Origin of the sequence: Bacillus cereus group sp. BfR-BA-01453 (genome assembly GCF_022662915.1) — a bacterium.
GTDB lineage: Bacteria > Bacillota > Bacilli > Bacillales > Bacillaceae_G > Bacillus_A > Bacillus_A paranthracis.
In genome coordinates this window covers 270,445-289,692 of sequence record NZ_JAKUEN010000002.1, presented here as the reverse complement: position 1 = coordinate 289,692, position 19,248 = coordinate 270,445, and the positions used below count along the sequence as shown (strand labels likewise).

The window sequence follows — 19,248 nt, the reverse complement described above, 5'->3', positions numbered from 1 at the left end:
TCCCCTTTACATTTCAAATGACTTCTATTCGTTCCATAGTAAGTGAATATACATTTTCATACCCTGCGGTGCTAAGCTTTTTCTGTAATCGATCCGTATCCTCTTTCAAAGCGTGTACTAACACCGTATGTTCTGGTGATAATGTATTTAACATCTCTTTCACATCTCTTATACTTTGATGAACTTTATATGGAACTCGCTTCACCCTACATTCTTTACCTACACGTTCCTTCAAAACTTTTTCTGCAAAACTCCCTTTCGCAATATGTCCAGTAAAGATAATAGAATTTCGCTTTTCATGCCGAAGTTGTTCATAATATAACTGCGCTCGCTTCGTTTGCATATTCGCATCACTCATTACAACTATTCCATAACTATGTTGCGTACCGCTGTCATCATCCATAACTATTATGTTTCTTTTTAAACTCTCCATTAGCTCTTCAAGTTCTTCATTATTTTTGATCCAATCTTTATATGCGAACATCTGTTGAAATCCATCCAAAATTTCTTGATCTACTATAATAGGGAGTTCTTTATATTTTTTATATAAATACAATACGATATCTTGCGCCCTACCAAGGGGGGGCAATGGTAGTAATGTTATCCCTTTATTCCCCGCAGCTCGTTCAATTTCTGTACATAGTTCGTTTATTCGTTCATGTTGCGAAACATCATCAGTATGATAAGCGGCATCTACGATTGCGACTTTTATATCGCCGTGCAACTTCTCAGGTAAATTAGCTCGCAATATGTTAGACTCTGCTGAGTAATCGCCAGAATAGAATACATATGTATGACTCATATCCACTAAAAACCAAACAGCTCCTAATACATGCCCACTATACCCCCATTGAAAACGCAATGTAGGAGTAATCTGTACCCATTCATTCGGATTGCTAATCTCATCAATATATACATAATTTAAATCTTTTACATTTTGGTCGGTATAAGGTACATGCCATCCTTGCGCCAAATTGTAGTTTCTCCATTTTTCATAGTAAACTGGGAGTTGCTCCTTCGTATAACGAGTTGTCCATATTTTTTTCTTATATCCATACTTCGCTAATAAAGGTAAGCCCATCGTATGATCTTCATGAATATGTGACAAAAATACTGCATCTAAAAACGGTACAACTTCTCGTTCTATTTTTGGATAACTATCCTCATATGACCGATTAATACCACAATCAAATAATATTTTTGTCTCTTTATTTTTTACGAAGTAGCAGGAGCGACCGTATTCTCCCGCTCCTCCCCACACTTCTACCCTCATCATGCTACCCCTTTTCGTTTTTGCTCCATATGCTGCAGAAGTAATAAACATAGTGTTGTAAGTCCAACTGAAACGACAGCCATCGCCATTCCAATAGATACTTCTCCTTGTTCAAATTGAGCAAAAATAAATGTTGCTGACGTTTCTACCGATGGAGGTAGTACGAGAAGCGATGCTACTAACTCCCTTATCGAGATTGTAAATGTCATCGCCCATCCGGCAAGAATACCCGGGATAATAAGAGGGAATATTATTTTTCTAAAAATATACATATAATTCCCAGAAAAAATACTTCCTGCCTGCACGAGAGAATCATCAATTTGCCCGAGCGATGCTTTTACATACTGCACTGTATAAGGTAAAAAAAGAACAACGTACGTTACGATTACCATGACTGGTGTATTGTAAATGGACAGGGGCATATAGGGGGAATTCCAAAATAAAATAAGCCCTACAACCATTACGATTCCTGGTACCATGTTCGGTAACATACCGCACATATCCAGCCATTTTTCAGAGGACTTTTTCCCCTTTCGAATCATAAGTGCTAAAAAGACGCCAATCATAACAGCAATAATCGCTGTTATAAGTGAAAAAAGAAAACTGTTCCATAGAGCTTCTAATCCTGGAGATCCGATTGTAAATAATGCTTCATAATGACTCGTTGTAAAGTTATGTAACTGTAAGCCTCCGCCTCTTAATTTTGACAAAGAAGCAATCAGTATAGAAAAATACGGGATTCCAATTGATACGATTAATAAACCAATTACATAAACCCATGCTACAACGCGCACATATATAGACAAAGTGTACCTTTTAGATTTCACACCTTTTCCACTAACCATTGCATATGAATACTTTCGATTTAATACGTTTTGCATATACCAAATGAGCATACATGCACTAAGTAATAGAGAAGATAATGCTGTTGCACTACTAAAATCAATTGGCCAACTCGAAATAAATTTATGAATCTCTGATGTTAACACATGAAATCCGATTCTTCGTCCAAATGTAGCCGGTGTTCCAAATTCAGCAATCGTCTTTACGAAAATGAGTAAAGCACCCATTACATAACTTGATACTAATAACGGTAATATTATTTTTCTTAAACGATAGAAAAAGCTTCCACCATGAACTGCTGCCGCTTCTTCTTTACTACTCCCAATTTGAAGTAATGTATTCTTCAACATGAAGTAAAGAAATGGGAATAAATGCAGACTCATAATTAAAACCATACCTCCTAAGCTAAAGAACGAAGATGAAACCGTCTTTAGCATCGGAAAAAACTGTTCAAAATATCCGTTCGGTTGCATGAACAAAATCCAGCCCATCGATCCAATATATGGCGGTGTCATAAATGGAATCATAAAAACAATATCTAACTTGCTATGCTTTCCAACATCTGTTTTGCTCATAATGAAAGCTAGTGGAAATGCAAATACGGTAGCCCCTATTACTACGAGTACACCTAGAAGCATCGAGTTTAGAAAAATGCCAGCTAATCCACTACTCTGCATCACTTCAAACGGCTTTAAAAAATTCCAACTACTATTTTCATATACACTAGAAAGTAAAATGAGAAAAAGCGGAATGACGATTAACATCGCCACAAGTAACAACGCTACCGTCATCCCAACTTGCCTTACTGATCCAAATCGATTTACCATGTAATCACCATCTTATTGAAATACTTTCTTAAATTGTTTTCCTATTTCATCTTGTTCTTTCTCAACTGTTTTCCAATCAATATGTAATACTGGAATCTCTTCCACATTCGGTCTATTTTCCGCTTTTATATCTGTTCTACCGGGTAATAAATACGCTTTAGAAATTTGTTTTTGTACATCATCTGATAATAAATAATCAATAAACTCTTTTGCACCTTTTACATTTTTACTATCCTTCATAATACCTGCTGCACGTGGGCTAATAACTGTTCCGCTTTTTGGATAAACAATATCAACTGGTTCACCCTTTGCTTTTGCACTGTACGTCATATAATCAACACCCGCAATGACCATATCTTTTGCTCCTGTTACAACTGGATCTAACGCTTCTTGGTTTGCCCCTGCTACTGTAACTTCATTTTTCTTAAGCTGTTCAAATAAATTCCATCCATCTTTTCCATTCTTTTTCACATATCCTGTCACAAAGTCTAAAGCTGAACCTGAAAGTGCTGGATCTGGAAGATTCACTTTCCCTTTCCATTCTCCTTTTGTTATATCGCTCCAATCTTCAGGCGCTGTCTTCACATTTTTTGTGTTATACACAATTCCTAACGCTGAAGCACTATATCCAAAATAATGTCCTTTATCATCCGACCATTCAGAACGAAGCTTATCAGCTTGTTTCGCTTCTTTATAAGCTAACGTTTGTCCATCTTTTTTTAATCCTTCCATCGCTGGTAAAGATGCAAGTACGACTACGTCAACGACTGGATTTTTCTTTTCGGCTTCCATTCGCGCTAAAATTTTACCTGTTGTTCCTTGAAACATTTCCACTTTTATACCCGTTTTCTTTTCAAAGTCCTTTTGAATTTTTTCTGCTAATCCTTTTGGTCCTGCACTATATACAACAATCTTCTTTTCATTCGTAGTTTTACTTTTTGCATCTGCATTACCTGTCTTTGAACTACACCCTGTTACTACGGCAGAAAATAATAAAGTACATACAAATAACGACTTAAGCGAACTGAATTTCTTCATACGATTCTCCCCCTATATGGTGAATACATTTTTTCGGTACATATAACGATACTGGCTTTCCGATGCTTAGCTTACTATTGTGATAAGCTGTCCATATTCCGAGTGTCCCCATATTTACTTTCACTTCATAACGCTCTCCTACATATGTAACGTTCTGGATTTCACCTGTATACATTTCACACACTTCATTTTTTGTCCAGCTCACATGCTCTGGACGAACCATTTGTTTCCCCTCTACAAGCCAATTTGCCTTACCAACAAATTTTGCAACAAATTCATGAGATGGCTTCACATAAATATCTTCTGGTGTTCCTTTTTGTAATACTTCTCCTTGTTTCATGACAATAATTTGGTCTGACATTGACATCGCTTCTGTTTGATCGTGGGTTACATACAATGCCGTTAAACCAATGGAATGAACGATATCCATAAGCTCTAACCGCATTTCTTCTCGCAAAATTGCATCGAGTGCACTGAGCGGTTCATCAAACAAAATGAAATGTGGCTTCGTTACAATCGCTCTCGCAAATGCGACACGTTGCTGCTGTCCGCCAGAAAGTTCATGCGGATAACGTTTCTCCATTCCTTGCAAGCGAACTCGCTTTATTGCCTCTTCTACTTTTTCCCGTATTTGATTCGTTTGCTTTGTAGCTCTTAAACCAAATGCAACATTTTCAAATACAGTCATGTGTGGCCATAAAGCAAAATCTTGAAATACCATACCTATATTACGTTCATGAGGAGATGTTTTTATTTTTTTAGAAGAAGAATACATGCACGTATCTCCAAAATATATTTCACCTTTATCTGGTTCTTCAAGTCCTGCTATCATTCTAAGTAAAGTCGTTTTCCCACATCCCGAAGGCCCTAACAGTGTGGTGAATTCACCTTGTTTCATCACAATTTGTAATGGCTTTAACGCCTGCGTTTTTCCAAAATTCTTTTCTAATCCACTAATTTGAATGTCCATCGTTTCACCTCTCTCCCCTCACTCTTAACCTGCTTTCATTCTATATGGAAGATTTATACTGAATGTTAATGTACTGTAAAGATTAAATTAAAAAACTTCTAATAAACTATTTATTTCTATAGATTTTTTCTATAGTTAAAATAAAAAAGGCGGCAATTCATAATGAATCTCTTAAAATTAGAAATTGTAGTGCTTATTAAGAAATACAAAAAGCTTACGATCGTTGCAGAAAAACTAGGTGTTAAACAACCTACTATTACATTCCATATAAAAAGCTTAGAAGAGGAACTCGGTGTATCTTTATTTGAATTACGTTCGGGAAGGTATTTCTTAACAGAGGCTGGTGAAGCATTGCATCATTATGCTTGTAAAATAGATGCGCTTATGAAAGAAGCTAGGCGAGTCACGCAAGAGTTTAAAGATTTTCATAAAGGAGCTATAACAATTGGAGCTAGTTATGTACCAGCGACTTATCTTTTACCAAAAATTGTTCATCAATTTCAATGTGAATTTCCAAATATAAAAATAACACTCATGGTAAAAACAGCTCCTGAAATTCGAACGATGCTACAAAATCATGAAATTGATCTCGGTGTAATTTCCGCAGCACCGTTTGATGAATCATCTTTAAAACAGACGAATGTAATGCCTGATACACTTGTTCTTGCTTTCTCCAAAGAACATCATTTTTCAAAGAAAGAAAATCTATCATTACAAGATATCGAAAAGGAACGCATATTACTACATCGTAATCCATCTACAACGAGAGATTTACTTACAAAATGGATGTTAGCTCATAACATTACATTCCAATCAGAAATTGAATTAGATTCATTAGAAACGATGAAACAAATTTTAAAATACGGTAATGGGGTTGCCTTTATTTCTAAACTTGCTATTGAACAAGAAGTACAACGAAATGAACTACGCTACATACCCATCCCTGAATTTGAATTTCAACGTAACATTTATACGATTCATCATGAGGACAGGTGGAATTCTAAAATTATTTCTTTTTTACTACATAACATCACTTCTTATGCAACAAAAAATTAAAAGACTGTCGCTTTACACGACAGTCTTTTAAGCTATAACTCTATTTATTTTTCTTCGCTTCAATTTTTGCTTGCGCCTCTTCAGCCTTATCTAATGCTTCTGAAACTTTTTTCTCTTTTTCTTTCACATCATCTATACTATCTACAGCTTTAATGAGTTTATCAATTCCTTCTTCTTCTACTTTTCTACGTTTTGCTACTCTTTCATTCACTTTCTCTTCTACATCTTTTGCTTTTTGAAGCATATTCTCTGCATTTGATGTTACAGCTGTTTCAAGCGCATCGTCTTTTTTCATTTGTAACACTTCATTTGCAATGTCTTTCGCTTCTAAATACTTACCGTCTTTTAATGCCGTTGCTCCGTGATCCATTTTCTCGGCTATTTCTTTATATGATTTCGCTTCATTTCCTGATTTCTCTTTTTCTGCTTTTTCAAACCACATTGTTGCATCACTATATTTTTCATCTTTCAATGATTGCATACCTGTTTCAATATATGTGTCATAATTGCTACATCCAGCCATTACGACTAATAGAAAAAGCATAACAAAACTTAATTTTTTCATGCTGTTGTCTCCTTTTCTTTGCCTGCTCACTATACTGTAACATACATGAAAAAGAGTTTCAAAAACTAAAATACTAATTTGGTCATTTTTATTATTTTCTTATTTTTAAGCCGACACATCCACTTGTTTTTTCGCCATATGTTGCCTTACTCCAACTAATACAACTAACAATAAACCTCCGCCTATTGTCATCATAACAATGCTAGTTGGCAACATGTCTAACAATAATCCATATACAATCATACCGAGCGGTGCGATTGCAGTCGCAATTGTTTCAAGTAGGCCAAATACACGCCCTAAGTAGCTCGGATCTGTCGTCTTTTGCATATGTACTTGCATCGGAATATTGACAACCATAATTGCTATACCAGTTAACATCATGAAAGCAATATAGTAAATAAAACTTGCTACTTTTGGAATGGTAACTAACAACGGGAATACTGTACATAAACTTAAACCTGCAAACAAAAACAGTCCAGTATAAATAGAACGAAACGGATTATTCACTTCTTTACGCACTGATAAAGTAATCGCACCCATTAGCATTCCGACTGCTAACATTCCCTCTACAGTTCCGAGTTGCTTTGAAGATAAATGCAATGTACGTATGATAATGTATGGCAGTGCAACGGTTAGCCCACAAGCAAAAAAGTTTACCCACAATGCTATTTTCATTAAACCATATATTTCATGTTGTCGTTTTACATATGAAAAACCTTCTTTTATACTCGTCAAGAAATGCTCTTTACTCTCAGCCACTTCTTTTTTATATAAATCAAATACAATAAATAATTGCAAAATAACCGCTAAAAAGAACGTAATACTATTTAACAAAAAGAACGACTGAATTGAAAAGAAACCAAATACTACTCCGCCAATAATTGGTCCTAAAATATTTGATAAAGAAGCTGCCGTTTGATTTAAAGCACTCGCTTTTTGAATACGCCCCTCATCTACTAAATTAGGAATAGACGAAGTTAATGCAACAGAATAAAAACTTGCACAAATTGATAATAATGCTGCTGAAATATAAATAAAAAGAAGTGATGGTCCAAATATAGTAGCAAGAATAAACATAATAAGCATCGTTAAACTACTTAATAAATCTGTACCGATGACAAGCCATCTTCGACTCACACGGTCAGCTACAGCACCAGCAATCGGCCCACAAATCATCCTTGGAAGTGATCCGCAAACGAGCGTAGTAGCAAACCCCATTCCTGAACCAGTTGTCTTTAATACGTATAACCCCATTGCGAACGTATAAATACCTGCGCCTAATAAAGACGTCATTTTTCCAATCATCATTAAAATGATATTTCTCGTTGCAATCTTCATTCTTGAATCATTTTGATCTATACTTACATCTTCCATTATGACACTCTCCCCTTAAAAGTTAAATTGTGTTAAACTTATTATATAATCAACTTTCCAATTATTACAACAAAAAGTTTAATTGTATTTAACTTTTGGTTATAAAGGAGCTACAATATGGCAACTCTCGGCGAAAAAATTAAAGCATTACGTAAAGAAAAAAAACTTACACAAACTGAACTAGCAGGTTCAGAATTGACAAAAAGTATGCTTAGTCAAATTGAAAATGGAAAAGCTACACCTTCTATGAAAACGTTACAATATATTGCAGAAAAACTTGAATGTGAACCGAGCTTTTTATTAGAAGAAGATGAAGGAAAAATTGTAGAACTCATTCAAAAAATGGAGCCACTAATAAAGGCAAATGGCGATGAAGTATACAAAACTTTACTACCTATCGTTCAAACAGATTTACCTCCAACTTTAAATACAGCACGTTTATATAAACAGTTCATAACAGCAGCAGCTGTTATGAACGATTATAATATTGAATATTACGTTGAAACCGCTGTTTCTATATTTGAAAAATATACTTTGTATCGCGAAAGTACTGAAACCAAACTACTGTTTTACTATATGCTCTTCAAGCAGAAAAAATATAAAGAATGTTTACAGATGATCGCCACAATTCGCGACGAATATAAAACGAAGAATTTAGAAATGGATCTTATTACACATATACAATTATATTTAAAAGAAGCAATTATTTTACTCGCATATGGCAGTTATGAAAAATGTGAAAAAGTCATTTTAGATGCACTTGCATTTTCAAAAAAACATCAAGTGTATTATAAAACAGATGAATTTTATCGCATTTTATCTTATCAAAAAATCATTGTAGCTGATAAAGAACGATATTTATATTACATAAAAAAATCTGAGCAATTTGCCATTTTTACAGAAGATACTTTATCCGCTGCAAATATAGATATATTAAAAGCTTATTACTATAACACTGTTACGAATGAATATACAATCGCATTGGAACATCTAGAACAATTTCGAGAAAAACTAAAAAATGATCCAATTTTCCAAGACGATGGGCTGTATTATCTTGAGAAAGGGAAATCTTTGTATGGTTTAAAACGTTATAAGGAAGCTTTGGAAGCATTAAAACACGCTACCATACCAGATTATATGAGTCATCCACTTGATCAATCGTGGTTATTAACAGCTGGATCTTATCGTGCCCTTTGCTATATAGAACTTCAAGATAAAAAATCTGCCTTAAAAGAGGCAAAAGAAGCCGTTCAAACAATAGATAGCTATCCTGATTCAATCTTCTCTTCATTTATTAAAGAAACATTACAAATAATACAAAAACTTTAAGAATGTCTCGAAATGGTATATTATTCCTCTTTTTTAGCAAAGATAATAATGATGGGAGGAATATAAATGAATATTCAACGTGCAAAAGAGCTTTCTGTGTCAGCAGAGCAAGCGAATGTTAGTTTTCAAGGCATGCCTGTTATGATTCAACACGTCGACGAGAGCAATGAAACCGCCCGCATATATGAAGTAAAAAACCCAGGACGCGAATTAACAGTTCCAGTTAATAGCCTAGAGGAAATATAAGAAATGCCACTTCATTTTTTTGAAGTGGCATTTTTCTTTTTTTAGATTACTTATTATACATTTCCTCTATCTTCTATTTTACAGAAGCTGAAAAAATAAGAATTTTCTACTTCTTTTCTTTTTGTGACCTGCTAAAATACAAACTATGGATTAATTATTCACACTATACATTAAGGGGGAAAAATAATGGCATCTAATGTAGAAAAAAACAATTCTTATTATGCAGTTATATTCACTTCCAATTTATCTAATGATACAGCAGATTATAGTACAGTTGCCGATAAAATGGAGGAACTCGCAAAGCAGCAACCTGGATTTCTAGGTGTAGAAAGTGCGCGAGATCATGCAGGGCTTGGAATCACAATTTCTTATTGGGAATCACTTGAAGCAATTGAAAATTGGAAACAGAACGTCTTACATAAAGAAGCGAAAAAAAGAGGTCGTGAGCAATGGTACGAAAACTTCCACCTACGTATCTGCCTTGTTGAGAAAGAATTTAAGTTTCATAGAGGTACTTTGTAGATATGAAGAAAAAATTAGCTCTCATTGCTGTTCATGAAATATATGGTGTGAACGATCATATGCATCATGTTACTGACCACTTCACTTCATCTCATATAGATGTATTCTGTCCTAATCTGCTACAATCACAACATGCATTTCCTTATAGTGATGAAGAAAAAGCATATCATTTTTTTATGAATCATATTGGATTTGAAGATGGAAAAAAGCAAATTGAAACATTCATTACTCATCTTTCTAGTCGTTACACACATATTGGACTTATCGGCTTTAGTGTTGGTGCTACCATCTCATGGCTATGTAGTAACAATCCGAACATAGATTTTATTATCGGATGCTACGGTTCCCGTATACGTGACTATATTCATATGAAACCAACATGTGCTACCTTACTTATATTCCCTGAAAAAGAAGCTAGTTTTTCAGTATCCTCTTTCATTCAATCGTTGCAGCAACAAAAGAACCCTTTATTAGAAATACAGCAACTACCCGGTGAACATGGTTTTCTAAATCCGTACACTGAAAAATATAACGGGCACTCTACAAAACAAGCATATAATTTAATAGATTCATTTCTTGTAAAAAACACTCTTATAAAGGAGATGTAAATGACACTTACATTACTCTTACTTATTTTCATATTCATTGCCTTTTTCTCAGCGCTAACTATTATTTTAGCAACTGTAAAAAAGGGGGATTTTTCCAAACGCCCCTACTTACAATCTATTATCGTTTGCATTTTATTTTTTACAAATTGGATTTTATATTTATCAACTTTTTATGCGTTACTTCCCGAGAAAATTAGCGAGTTCCTATTTCTGCCTATTTGGTTTTTCCTTTGTATATTAGGTTTTATCACTTTCTGGCGCGAATGGAGAAACAACCGTGTGTTCTCCATATGTATCGGTTTTCTTTCCTTTATTAGTTTTTTATTTGGGTTATTGTTGTTAGTTCTTTCGGGGATGTGACTGTTATAAAGAGGATAAAAATCCTCTTTATAACAGTTTTTTTCGTTCCATAACGAAAGGAATTATTAAATAAAGAGCGTAAGCAATCACCATCCAAATGGTAAATGATATAATTTGCTGTGAGGAGAATTGTGAGAATAGATTAGAAGAATTATATAAAATGTAAGTATCTAAAATTAAACCGATTGCTGTACCGCATATACCTAACTTAATTACTGCATATTTTGTAGTATCTAGTCTTTTGTATAACCACATTACAAAGTATAAAGCTATCGCTGTTGCTAATTCAAGAAACGTCAATTGTAGAAGAAATCTATTTGAAGTGTATTCTAATAAAACAGAAGAACCGAAAATAATGAAGAACGCTGAGGCAAAAAACCAAACGCCGATAGAAAATAAAATAGTGAGCCAAAGTTTATTATTCATTACCATTACCTCCCTTTTGTAGCTCTATGAACTTTTCCAATAACAGGTGCAACTCACCATATACTTTGTCGCTAGAAAAAGATGGATTGAATAAGGCTTGCAATGCCAATCCATCAATTAATGCATTACATAAAACACTCCACGTTTCAGTTGAAATTTGAGATGTCATTGTACCTCCTATATTTTTATTTAACACTCTTGTTAATTGTTGGTTTTCATAATGTAACAATCCACCAATTTTATTTTTCATCGCATCATTTTGTAATCCACTAGCTACTAATTGAAAAAACAAATGATGATACATTGAATCTTTCACACATCTACTTTCGGCAGACTGCAAAGCCTTTTCTAACTGTACATCCTTTCCTATTTGTTCCCACGACGCTTTACAAAACGATTCAGTTACTTCCAGTAATAATTGATCTTTCGTTTTAAAATGATACTATACGGTACCTTGTGTAACTTGAGCACTCTCTGCAACTGCTTTTAATGTCAACTTTTCCATCCCATGCTCTGCAATAATTTTTTTTGCTGCTTCCAGTAACTTCTCTTTATTAACAACATTCGGTTTTGCCATTTCTATAACCACCCTTTAAGTTAGTTAAATAACTAACTTAAATTATACAGAAAAATCAGATAAAACAAAAGGAAGAAAAGCCAACTTTCAACTTTTCTTCCTTTTATGTTTACCTTTAGATTTCACTGTCACTGATTCACAAGGTGTGTAATAAATTTGAGGTGTCGCCCTATCAACAAACATCATAAACGTAATAAAGCCGATAATAAAGAAAATAAACAACGTTAATAAAATTGCTCCTATCGTTAAAAGTATCATAACACCACCCCTATATTTTTCATGTTATTACACTTTTCGCTATTATATGAGCGTAATCCTTTTTAGAAAAAGAAACGTAACAAAATAATCACAATCACTCCCGTTAATACTGTACCTAATAAACTACGAGTATATATCGCTACAAGAAATGTTGGAATTGCTGCGATCAGGTAATCCCACTGCATCGTCTCATGCATAAATAAAACTTGCGCTAAAAGTGCTGCTAATATCGCGATTGGTATGTAATTTAACCATTTTAAACCCCAGTCTGGAATTTGTAGTTTGCTAAATACGAGTAGAGGTAAAATACGTGGCACGAGTGTGACAGCTCCTGCTGCTAATAAAAGTAATAATATGTCTAGTCTCATTTCCATTTTTCAATCACCACTCCAATCGTCGCAGCTAGTAATGTTGCGATAATAACCGCTATACTATCTGGCATAAATAAGTGTGAAACGTACGCAATTATAATCGCTACAATTGCAACAGTAAGATGAATTGCTAACTTCGGTTTACTACTTATAAGCTGAAGTACAAATAACCCGATAAACATCGCTGGTAATGCATAATCCATCCCGTACGTATGCGGATCTGGTATCCACTCACCAAACAGCCCGCCGATAATAGTAGCAAGAATCCAATTTAAATACGCTGTTACGTTAAGCCCAATCATCCATCTTTCACCTAAATATCCTTTTTGCGCTGCATGCTGTACTGCAACACCGAACGTTTCATCTGTAATTTGCGAACCAATTAGTAAGTTTTTAAATAGAGGCAGTTTTGTAAAGTACGGCGCGAGCGCAGCACTCATAAGAAGGTGGCGCAAGTTAACAAAAAATACGGTAAAAATAATTGCGGAAGCAGGAGCACCAGCTGCATACATACCAGCTAATATAAATTGGGCAGAACCTGCATAAATTAAAGTGGACATAAACGCAATTTCAATGATGGAGAAACCAGCTGTTTTTGCAATTACGCCAGCTGCTATACCGATGCTCAAATAACCAAATACAGTTGGTAAACAATCTTTTACTCCTTGCTGAAATGTATCATCGCTTTGCAAAGCTACATGTGCCTCAGCTTTACTCATCCTTATCATCCTCCAGTCCTTCTAAAGTTCGTTTTCCTGTTACAACATGAACTAAATCTATATTTTCACGCCATAACGTATCTAACTTATCAGCTCCAAATTCCTTCGTGATTTCTTCAACCATAATATCGTGCCGCACATACTCTGTAGCAACGAGAACTAATGCTGGGTCATACGTTGTAACAGCCCACGAAGTGCTATCATTTGTGAAGTTCGCAATTAATACTTCTTCCCCGTCACGCGCGATTACAGTTAAATGACCACCCATTCTCTTTTCAACAACGTGGGGCGTCATATAATTATGGTGAAACGTCGCTCCTATTTTTGTTTCTGGAGCGCCAAATAAGATTGAAAATATATGTACACCTTCCTCTTCCTTTTGATGAATGTACGGCTCAATTTCATGCACTTGATCTTCCCATACAGAAATCCATAGCTCTTCCTTCGCTCTATTAATTATATTGCATATTTCTTTTAAAACACGATCATTTGAGCGAATATGCGAAATTACATCTATTTGTCGCTCTTGTTCTAAACCATTTAATTTCTCATCTAAAAATTCAAAGGACTTCTCAAAGTCTTTTCGCATTCGATTCATTAATTCGGTAGCTGGTACTGGTACATATTTAACTGGTTCAGAAGGTACAATATGTACCGCTCCTTTATCCATTAACTTACCGAGTACCTCGTAAATCATAGAACGAGGTACTCCTGTTTGTTTACTCACTTCATAACCAGTTACTGGGGAATGTTTTAGTAGTCCAATATACGCTTTACATTCGTACTGGGAAAAACCTAACTTTTGTAATTCTTTTATAATTTCATCCATCGGTAACCCCTCACACTCTAAATCGCTCTAACTTCAAAACGACGATTTTGCTTCCCTTTACTTTTTACTTTATCAATAACAAGTGTTCCTATTTCACTCGTATTTTTCACATGTGTGCCTCCACAAGCTTGTTCGTCTAAATTTTCAATTGTAACAATACGGATTTCTTGGATAGTAGTTGGCAGGAGGTTTATTGCTGTTTTAATCATTCCTACAGAATTTTCTGCTTCTTCGCGGCTCATATAACGAGTGGAAATTTCTTTATTTTGTTCAATAAGTTTATTCACTTCCTTAACAATTCCTTCTACTTCCACGCTCGATAACTCTTGTAACTCATTAAAATCGATACGTGCTTTGTCAGGATAAATTTGATTTCCAGTGCAGAGAGCTCCATACTTTTCATAAACGACAGCTCCGATAAGATGCAGTAAAGAATGATGGCGCATTAAATTATGACGTCTTTCCCAATTAATCTCTAATTTAACAGGACCTAATTTTACTTGAGCTCCATCTTTTATATAGTGAACTATTTCTCCCTGCTCCTTCTTTACTTTTTCAACTTCAAATACAAACCCATCTTGTACAATGACACCTGTATCACATTCCTGCCCTCCACCAGTTGGATAAAAAACTGTTTCTTTTACAAATACTTTATTCCCTTCTACTTTTATCACTTCTGTTTCGCAACTCGTTTTGTATGCATCTTCTAAATATAATGCCGTTGCCATACTCTCACCTCTTTAGTAGTTATAGTTATACCTACTAATATAAAAAAGAAGCTCTGCAAAGTCAATTGATAATTCTGAAATTTAAAACTAATAAAAGACTCCTTTATTAGGAGCCTCCTATCTCAATATTTCATTTGCTTCTTTTTCATAAATTTTATCAAATGAAGTCATAACGCGTTGTGACGCTGAAATCATTTTTTGATCTGTCATAAGATCAGCCATCTCTTTCGTCATATCTACATTTGAATTTTCTAGCATATGATTTTTTACTGTCCCTGTTCCGTTCGGTAAATCAGCAATGTTCCCTTCTGCTAGTGTAAAACTTTTGTTCTCTCTTTGTACGAGACGATTATTCGCTTCTGCACCTACTGTTTTTGTTTGCAAGCGAGCAATATTGTTTTGTGTTACTGCATCATATAACGTACCGTCTGCTTGTACAGCTACTTTTGCTCCTTCTGGAATACGAATACGTTCATTATTCTCTCCCATTACGAAAGCACCTGAAGTTGTTTGTAAATAACGATCACTATTTAATGTAAAACTACCGTCTCTCGTTAAAAACGTTTCATTATTTTTAGATGTAACGAAAAACGAAGCTGTGCCAGCAGTTCCGTCATCTAAAAAGAAATCTGTAGCACTATTTGTCATTTGTATATTTCCTTGCACTAAGTTCACATGCGTTGCGGCTGGTACTACAGCGTAATCGACCGAACCGATATTTGTTACAGCACCATCTCCGCGGCGATATGTGTCTTGTACATCAAATACTTTTGAAGTCATATTTTCTGCTTTAAATCCTGTCGTTTGGGCATTTGCAACGTTATTCGAATGAACATTAATACGCTGCATGTAATTCATCATACCCATAGAACCTATATAAAGACCGTTCATACTCGTTTGAATAAGGCAGTTACCTTATCCTTCACCTCTTTTCTATGATGTTTGCAACATTTGTTTCGCTAAATGTTCCGCTGTAGCGATATGTATGTTTTTCTTTACGTCTTGTCCGTCTGTCATTAATACAATAGGAGCTGATGATACTGCTGGAATTTTCAACAATTCACCACTACTTGCCGTTTCATCAAATTTCGTAAAGACGATACCATCAATATGAATATCTTTAAAGTTCGTAATGATTTCGATCATGTCTTTACTTTTCATCGAAGCTGATAACGTTAAACAAATATAATCTGGCTCTACTTGTCCCATCGTTTCAATCATTTCTTCCACTGTTTCTGACGCACGATAATTTTTTCCAGCTGTATCAATTAAAATATAATCGACGCGCGCTTCTTCTTTAAAGTACGTAAGCGCTCTTGTCATTGCAGCTTCATCACGCACAGCGATTACTTCAAATCCAATTGTCTTTACGTAATCTTGCAGTTGCTGTACTGTCCCAATGCGCGAATGGTCTGTCGTAATAAAACCAACCGTTTTTTTCATACCGTGAAATTGCCACGCCATTTTCGCAAGTGTCGTCGTTTTTCCAACACCAGTTGGACCGATTAATGCAATTGTTTGTACTTCTTTTTCAAATACATTTTCCGTATTGAAATGGGAGCTCATATCTTCCAATATATATTCGATTACTTCTTCTTCTGTAATCATCGTTGCACTTTCAAACTTCACTTTTAACTTTTCAGCATATGCGTGAATGAAGTATTGTTCTACATCGTTTTGTTCTAGCATGCGAATTACTTTTTGAATAATAAATGGTACAGATTCTTGCTTTTCTTTTTTTACAACCACTTCTTCTTTCTTGACAGGAACGACTTTTTTCACAGCTTTTTGCTTTTTCGTTACTTTCGTTTCTTCCGTCTGTTTCACAACGACAATACCTTTTTCAAACAGCTTTAATAGCTTCTCTTTCTTTCTTGCCCATTCTTCACTATTTCCTGTTTGCATCGCCGCATATGACATAGGAGTCGTCACGTTTTCTAAATTGTGCAGTACCGATTGAATTCCGTTCGCCTTCACAATTTGTTCTGAAGGGTCATTCACAACATCCATTAACTGTTCATGAAATTGCGCTGTTCCTTCGTTCACTTCTTCCTGTTTATCCTCTGGAAAAGCAACTAACATTTCATAATTCTTTTTCCAAAAAAACGGGATATTTCGTTTTACACTTTCATCGACAACGTAATAATAATCTGTACCATATTGGTCAAATAACTTTCGATACAATTCATTTTTCGAAGCTGCTTTTATTCGCATTAACGCTTCTTTCTTTTCTGTACTTTCCATTACTTCACCCCCTACTATTCAATATAGGCAATTTGATCTACAACAATTTCTGGTGCTAATTCGCTAATACAAAGTACTTGCGCTTCTACTTGATAACGCTCAAGAAGTCTTACAATCGCAAACCTGAAATCTTTTCTACGCGTTAATAATACTGGTTCTCTTCCCATTAACCTCGCTTGTTTCAATACGCGTTGTACTTGTTCAACGACTCGCGTTTCTAAATCTAAATCCCAGTTTAATAAATAACCTTGATAAGAATTGTTCACAACGTCTGCATCTAACTCAATTGAATCTGAGAAGAGCGCCGCATATATTTTCCCGTCAGGATTTTTCGCATTTTCACAAATCACTTTTGAAATACATTCACGGACGAATGACGTTACGCCGTCAACATGATTTTGATAAATTTCTTTTCCGTCAATAATACCTTCAATAATAGTTGGTAAATCACGAATAGAAATACCTTCTTTTAGCAATTGTTTAATAACATTTTGAACGAGTGATAAATCAATTTCTTTCTTCTTAATCTCTTCTAATAAAACGCCGTTATCATTTTCAAGTGAGTTAATTAAGTCTTTTACATGTTGACGCTGAATTAACTCATGAAGATTACGTCTAACGACAACATCTAAATGTGTAATTAATATGCTAAGTGGCTCTAATACTTGATAGCCTTTCATTTGTGCATCTTGTACCATATGTTCTAAAATCCAATATCCATCCTCGCCAAAAATCGGATCTTTCGCCGGTTCTGCATCTAAATCGGCCATTACATTCGGTGTTTTCAGTGCTAATAAGTAACCTGATTTTAAAACTCCTTCAGCTGCCTTCGCACCTTTAATACGAATAATGTATCGTCCGCGTGGTCTAAAACTCGTATTATCTTTAAAGTTAATTCCAGGAACGTTAATACCGAGGTCAGTAATAATCGACTTCCTCATAAGAACAACTTTATCACGAGCTGTTTCTCCGTTAATTTTCTGCTTTACAAGTGCTGCTAAATCTAAACCTAATTCTACAATAATTGGATATTTATCTGTAAATACGCCAAATGAATCTTCCACTTGTTGCAGTTGCTCATCTTCGCCTTGAATCATTTCTAATTCTTTTTGAAGTTCATCTTCTTTTTCTTTCTTCATGCGGTTTTTATTTCGAATTCCTAAGAAGATAATTGTTCCACCAACGAGTGCAAATGGTAGAAATGGTAGCGGCGTAAAAATACCCATTGCGATAAATAAACCGCCAAGCGCATATACAACGACTTCATGCGCTAATAACTCTTTAAAGATACCTTCCGTTACTGTATCCGGTGAACCGTCAAATACACGCGTTACAATAATACCTGTTGAAATCGCAAGCATGAGCGATCCAATCTGGTTTACAATTCCGTCGCCGACAGTTAACTGTGTGTAATGAAGAGCAGCTTCACCAAAGCTCATTCCTTGCTGCATCATTCCGACAATTAAACCGAAAATGATGTTTACGAATAAAATGACAATCCCGAAAATAACGTCCCCTTTAATGAACTTCCCGGCACCATCCATCGCCCCGTAAAACTCTGTTTCCATATTTAATTTTTTTCGTTTTGCTTGTGCATCTTTTTCTGAAATAATACGCTGGTTTAAATCCGCATCGATCGACATTTGTTTCCCTGGTAAAGAATCAAGTGTAAAACGAGCTGCTACTTCAGCTGTACGAGATGCACCGTTTGCAACGATAAACTGGAATATGATTAATACTGTAAAAATAACGATACCAATTAATAAGTTCCCGCCAATTACGAACTGACCGAACTCTTCAATAACATGACCAGCATTTCCGTTTGTCAAAATCGCTCGCGTCGTCGATACGTTAATCGATACACGGAAAATCCCGATTAATAACAACATCGTCGGAAATGACTTTAATTCATCCCACTCGTTAATACTTGTCGCTCGCATATAAATAAGCACTGACATACTTAGTAGAAAAACGATAATGATATCAAGTATAAATGGTGGAAGTGGAATTAAGAGCGCCACTACGAATGACGCTGCTAAAAAGATAGAAAAATAGGTTCTTGCAGAATCTATCTTAAACAAAGAG

The 19,248-nt window shown here is 35.1% G+C and carries 21 protein-coding genes and 1 pseudogene; 6 read left to right on the top strand and 16 right to left on the bottom strand.

Annotated features, from left to right (window positions below):
• Nucleotides 1-13: 13 nt before the first annotated feature.
• From MR070_RS06260 to MR070_RS06245, 4 genes are read right to left on the bottom strand one after another with little or no spacing between them, the layout of a single operon-like run.
• Entirely contained in the window at nucleotides 14-1,276 is a 1,263-nt protein-coding gene (locus tag MR070_RS06260) for an MBL fold metallo-hydrolase (protein WP_042512954.1), read from the bottom strand.
• Nucleotides 1,273-2,943: an ABC transporter permease gene (locus MR070_RS06255; protein WP_242260804.1), complete on the bottom strand. Its 1,671-nt coding sequence runs from the start codon at nucleotides 2,941-2,943 to the stop codon at nucleotides 1,273-1,275. The genes MR070_RS06260 and MR070_RS06255 overlap by 4 nt, the downstream gene beginning before the upstream one ends.
• Nucleotides 2,944-2,955: 12 nt before the next feature.
• Nucleotides 2,956-3,981, bottom strand: a complete 1,026-nt coding sequence (locus MR070_RS06250) for an ABC transporter substrate-binding protein (protein ID WP_000714696.1) — start codon at nucleotides 3,979-3,981, stop codon at nucleotides 2,956-2,958.
• A complete protein-coding gene (locus MR070_RS06245) occupies nucleotides 3,959-4,951 on the bottom strand; it encodes an ABC transporter ATP-binding protein (protein ID WP_242260802.1) in 993 nt (330 codons plus the stop codon). Before MR070_RS06245 ends, MR070_RS06250 begins: the two co-directional genes overlap by 23 nt.
• Nucleotides 4,952-5,113: 162 nt before the next feature.
• Here MR070_RS06245 and MR070_RS06240 point away from each other — a divergent pair, with 162 nt between their 5' ends.
• A complete protein-coding gene (locus MR070_RS06240; RefSeq protein WP_044790330.1) occupies nucleotides 5,114-6,007 on the top strand; it encodes a LysR family transcriptional regulator in 894 nt (297 codons plus the stop codon).
• A 40-nt stretch (nucleotides 6,008-6,047) separates the two neighbouring features.
• Here the strand turns inward: MR070_RS06240 and MR070_RS06235 are convergent, their stop codons facing one another.
• Both MR070_RS06235 and MR070_RS06230 read right to left on the bottom strand, forming a co-directional pair.
• Nucleotides 6,048-6,572, bottom strand: a complete 525-nt coding sequence (locus MR070_RS06235; protein WP_000736427.1) for a COG3014 family protein — start codon at nucleotides 6,570-6,572, stop codon at nucleotides 6,048-6,050.
• A 105-nt stretch (nucleotides 6,573-6,677) separates the two neighbouring features.
• Entirely contained in the window at nucleotides 6,678-7,946 is a 1,269-nt protein-coding gene (locus tag MR070_RS06230; RefSeq protein ID WP_044790331.1) for an MFS transporter, read from the bottom strand.
• Nucleotides 7,947-8,063: 117 nt separating this feature from the next.
• Here MR070_RS06230 and MR070_RS06225 point away from each other — a divergent pair, with 117 nt between their 5' ends.
• The 5 genes from MR070_RS06225 (at nucleotide 8,064) to MR070_RS06205 (ending at nucleotide 11,011) form a co-directional block, all read left to right on the top strand.
• Nucleotides 8,064-9,275, top strand: a complete 1,212-nt coding sequence (locus tag MR070_RS06225; protein WP_242260801.1) for a helix-turn-helix domain-containing protein — start codon at nucleotides 8,064-8,066, stop codon at nucleotides 9,273-9,275.
• A 66-nt stretch (nucleotides 9,276-9,341) separates the two neighbouring features.
• Nucleotides 9,342-9,521 (top strand): H-type small acid-soluble spore protein, encoded by a 180-nt coding sequence (locus tag MR070_RS06220; RefSeq protein WP_001025740.1) that lies wholly within the window; start codon nucleotides 9,342-9,344, stop codon nucleotides 9,519-9,521.
• Between the two features lie 186 nt (nucleotides 9,522-9,707).
• Nucleotides 9,708-10,043, top strand: a complete 336-nt coding sequence (locus MR070_RS06215) for an antibiotic biosynthesis monooxygenase family protein (protein ID WP_044790333.1) — start codon at nucleotides 9,708-9,710, stop codon at nucleotides 10,041-10,043.
• Nucleotides 10,044-10,045: 2 nt separating this feature from the next.
• Nucleotides 10,046-10,651 carry a dienelactone hydrolase family protein gene (locus MR070_RS06210; RefSeq protein WP_139895807.1) on the top strand — a complete coding sequence of 202 codons (606 nt, stop codon included), beginning with the start codon at nucleotides 10,046-10,048 and terminating at the stop codon, nucleotides 10,649-10,651.
• Nucleotides 10,652-11,011: a hypothetical protein gene (locus MR070_RS06205; RefSeq protein ID WP_044790335.1), complete on the top strand. Its 360-nt coding sequence runs from the start codon at nucleotides 10,652-10,654 to the stop codon at nucleotides 11,009-11,011. It abuts the gene before it with no gap.
• Between the two features lie 27 nt (nucleotides 11,012-11,038).
• Here MR070_RS06205 and MR070_RS06200 read toward each other — a convergent pair whose 3' ends face one another.
• The 10 genes and pseudogenes from MR070_RS06200 to flhA all read right to left on the bottom strand — a co-directional run bounded on the left by MR070_RS06200 (nucleotide 11,039) and on the right by flhA (nucleotide 19,244).
• Nucleotides 11,039-11,437, bottom strand: a complete 399-nt coding sequence (locus tag MR070_RS06200) for a DUF5367 family protein (protein WP_001060578.1) — start codon at nucleotides 11,435-11,437, stop codon at nucleotides 11,039-11,041.
• Nucleotides 11,430-12,014 (bottom strand): annotated as a pseudogene (locus tag MR070_RS06195) (TetR/AcrR family transcriptional regulator). Before MR070_RS06195 ends, MR070_RS06200 begins: the two are co-directional and overlap by 8 nt.
• An 87-nt stretch (nucleotides 12,015-12,101) precedes the next feature.
• Nucleotides 12,102-12,272: a DUF3951 domain-containing protein gene (locus MR070_RS06190; protein WP_000602240.1), complete on the bottom strand. Its 171-nt coding sequence runs from the start codon at nucleotides 12,270-12,272 to the stop codon at nucleotides 12,102-12,104.
• Nucleotides 12,273-12,334: 62 nt separating this feature from the next.
• The gene (locus MR070_RS06185) at nucleotides 12,335-12,646 is read right to left on the bottom strand and encodes an AzlD domain-containing protein (protein WP_000425930.1); all 312 of its coding nucleotides are present in this window, start codon (nucleotides 12,644-12,646) and stop codon (nucleotides 12,335-12,337) included.
• The gene (locus tag MR070_RS06180) at nucleotides 12,637-13,362 is read right to left on the bottom strand and encodes an AzlC family ABC transporter permease (RefSeq protein ID WP_000029966.1); all 726 of its coding nucleotides are present in this window, start codon (nucleotides 13,360-13,362) and stop codon (nucleotides 12,637-12,639) included. Before MR070_RS06180 ends, MR070_RS06185 begins: the two co-directional genes overlap by 10 nt.
• On the bottom strand, nucleotides 13,355-14,191 hold the full coding sequence (locus MR070_RS06175; RefSeq protein ID WP_242260800.1) for a TrmB family transcriptional regulator: 837 nt from the start codon (nucleotides 14,189-14,191) through the stop codon (nucleotides 13,355-13,357). The genes MR070_RS06180 and MR070_RS06175 overlap by 8 nt, the downstream gene beginning before the upstream one ends.
• 17 nt (nucleotides 14,192-14,208) lie before the next feature.
• A complete protein-coding gene (locus MR070_RS06170) occupies nucleotides 14,209-14,919 on the bottom strand; it encodes an alanyl-tRNA editing protein (RefSeq protein ID WP_242260798.1) in 711 nt (236 codons plus the stop codon).
• A 117-nt stretch (nucleotides 14,920-15,036) separates the two neighbouring features.
• On the bottom strand, nucleotides 15,037-15,810 hold the full coding sequence (locus MR070_RS06165; RefSeq protein WP_168897658.1) for a flagellar basal-body rod protein FlgG: 774 nt from the start codon (nucleotides 15,808-15,810) through the stop codon (nucleotides 15,037-15,039).
• A gap of 42 nt (nucleotides 15,811-15,852) precedes the next feature.
• The gene (gene flhF / locus MR070_RS06160) at nucleotides 15,853-17,163 is read right to left on the bottom strand and encodes a flagellar biosynthesis GTPase FlhF (protein ID WP_000446196.1); all 1,311 of its coding nucleotides are present in this window, start codon (nucleotides 17,161-17,163) and stop codon (nucleotides 15,853-15,855) included.
• A gap of 14 nt (nucleotides 17,164-17,177) precedes the next feature.
• The gene (gene flhA, locus MR070_RS06155) at nucleotides 17,178-19,244 is read right to left on the bottom strand and encodes a flagellar biosynthesis protein FlhA (RefSeq protein ID WP_000472544.1); all 2,067 of its coding nucleotides are present in this window, start codon (nucleotides 19,242-19,244) and stop codon (nucleotides 17,178-17,180) included.
• Between the last annotated feature and the right edge of the window lie 4 nt (nucleotides 19,245-19,248).

Excerpts from the sequence above, each read along its gene's own strand:
- MR070_RS06230 (WP_044790331.1), bottom strand. The coding sequence starts at position 7,946 with ATGGAAGATGTAAGTATAGATCAAAATGATTCAAGAATGAAGATTGCA.
- MR070_RS06210 (WP_139895807.1), top strand. The coding sequence starts at position 10,046 with ATGAAGAAAAAATTAGCTCTCATTGCTGTTCATGAAATATATGGTGTG.
- MR070_RS06180 (WP_000029966.1), bottom strand. The coding sequence starts at position 13,362 with ATGAGTAAAGCTGAGGCACATGTAGCTTTGCAAAGCGATGATACATTT.
- MR070_RS06170 (WP_242260798.1), bottom strand. The coding sequence starts at position 14,919 with ATGGCAACGGCATTATATTTAGAAGATGCATACAAAACGAGTTGCGAA.
- MR070_RS06205 (WP_044790335.1), top strand. The coding sequence starts at position 10,652 with ATGACACTTACATTACTCTTACTTATTTTCATATTCATTGCCTTTTTC.
- flhF (WP_000446196.1), bottom strand. The coding sequence starts at position 17,163 with ATGGAAAGTACAGAAAAGAAAGAAGCGTTAATGCGAATAAAAGCAGCT.
- MR070_RS06240 (WP_044790330.1), top strand. The coding sequence starts at position 5,114 with ATGAATCTCTTAAAATTAGAAATTGTAGTGCTTATTAAGAAATACAAA.
- MR070_RS06200 (WP_001060578.1), bottom strand. The coding sequence starts at position 11,437 with ATGAATAATAAACTTTGGCTCACTATTTTATTTTCTATCGGCGTTTGG.
- MR070_RS06190 (WP_000602240.1), bottom strand. The coding sequence starts at position 12,272 with ATGATACTTTTAACGATAGGAGCAATTTTATTAACGTTGTTTATTTTC.
- MR070_RS06225 (WP_242260801.1), top strand. The coding sequence starts at position 8,064 with ATGGCAACTCTCGGCGAAAAAATTAAAGCATTACGTAAAGAAAAAAAA.
- MR070_RS06185 (WP_000425930.1), bottom strand. The coding sequence starts at position 12,646 with ATGGAAATGAGACTAGACATATTATTACTTTTATTAGCAGCAGGAGCT.
- MR070_RS06175 (WP_242260800.1), bottom strand. The coding sequence starts at position 14,191 with ATGGATGAAATTATAAAAGAATTACAAAAGTTAGGTTTTTCCCAGTAC.
- MR070_RS06215 (WP_044790333.1), top strand. The coding sequence starts at position 9,708 with ATGGCATCTAATGTAGAAAAAAACAATTCTTATTATGCAGTTATATTC.
- MR070_RS06235 (WP_000736427.1), bottom strand. The coding sequence starts at position 6,572 with ATGAAAAAATTAAGTTTTGTTATGCTTTTTCTATTAGTCGTAATGGCT.
- MR070_RS06245 (WP_242260802.1), bottom strand. The coding sequence starts at position 4,951 with ATGGACATTCAAATTAGTGGATTAGAAAAGAATTTTGGAAAAACGCAG.
- MR070_RS06255 (WP_242260804.1), bottom strand. The coding sequence starts at position 2,943 with ATGGTAAATCGATTTGGATCAGTAAGGCAAGTTGGGATGACGGTAGCG.
- MR070_RS06250 (WP_000714696.1), bottom strand. The coding sequence starts at position 3,981 with ATGAAGAAATTCAGTTCGCTTAAGTCGTTATTTGTATGTACTTTATTA.
- MR070_RS06165 (WP_168897658.1), bottom strand. The coding sequence starts at position 15,810 with ATGAACGGTCTTTATATAGGTTCTATGGGTATGATGAATTACATGCAG.
- MR070_RS06220 (WP_001025740.1), top strand. The coding sequence starts at position 9,342 with ATGAATATTCAACGTGCAAAAGAGCTTTCTGTGTCAGCAGAGCAAGCG.
- MR070_RS06260 (WP_042512954.1), bottom strand. The coding sequence starts at position 1,276 with ATGATGAGGGTAGAAGTGTGGGGAGGAGCGGGAGAATACGGTCGCTCC.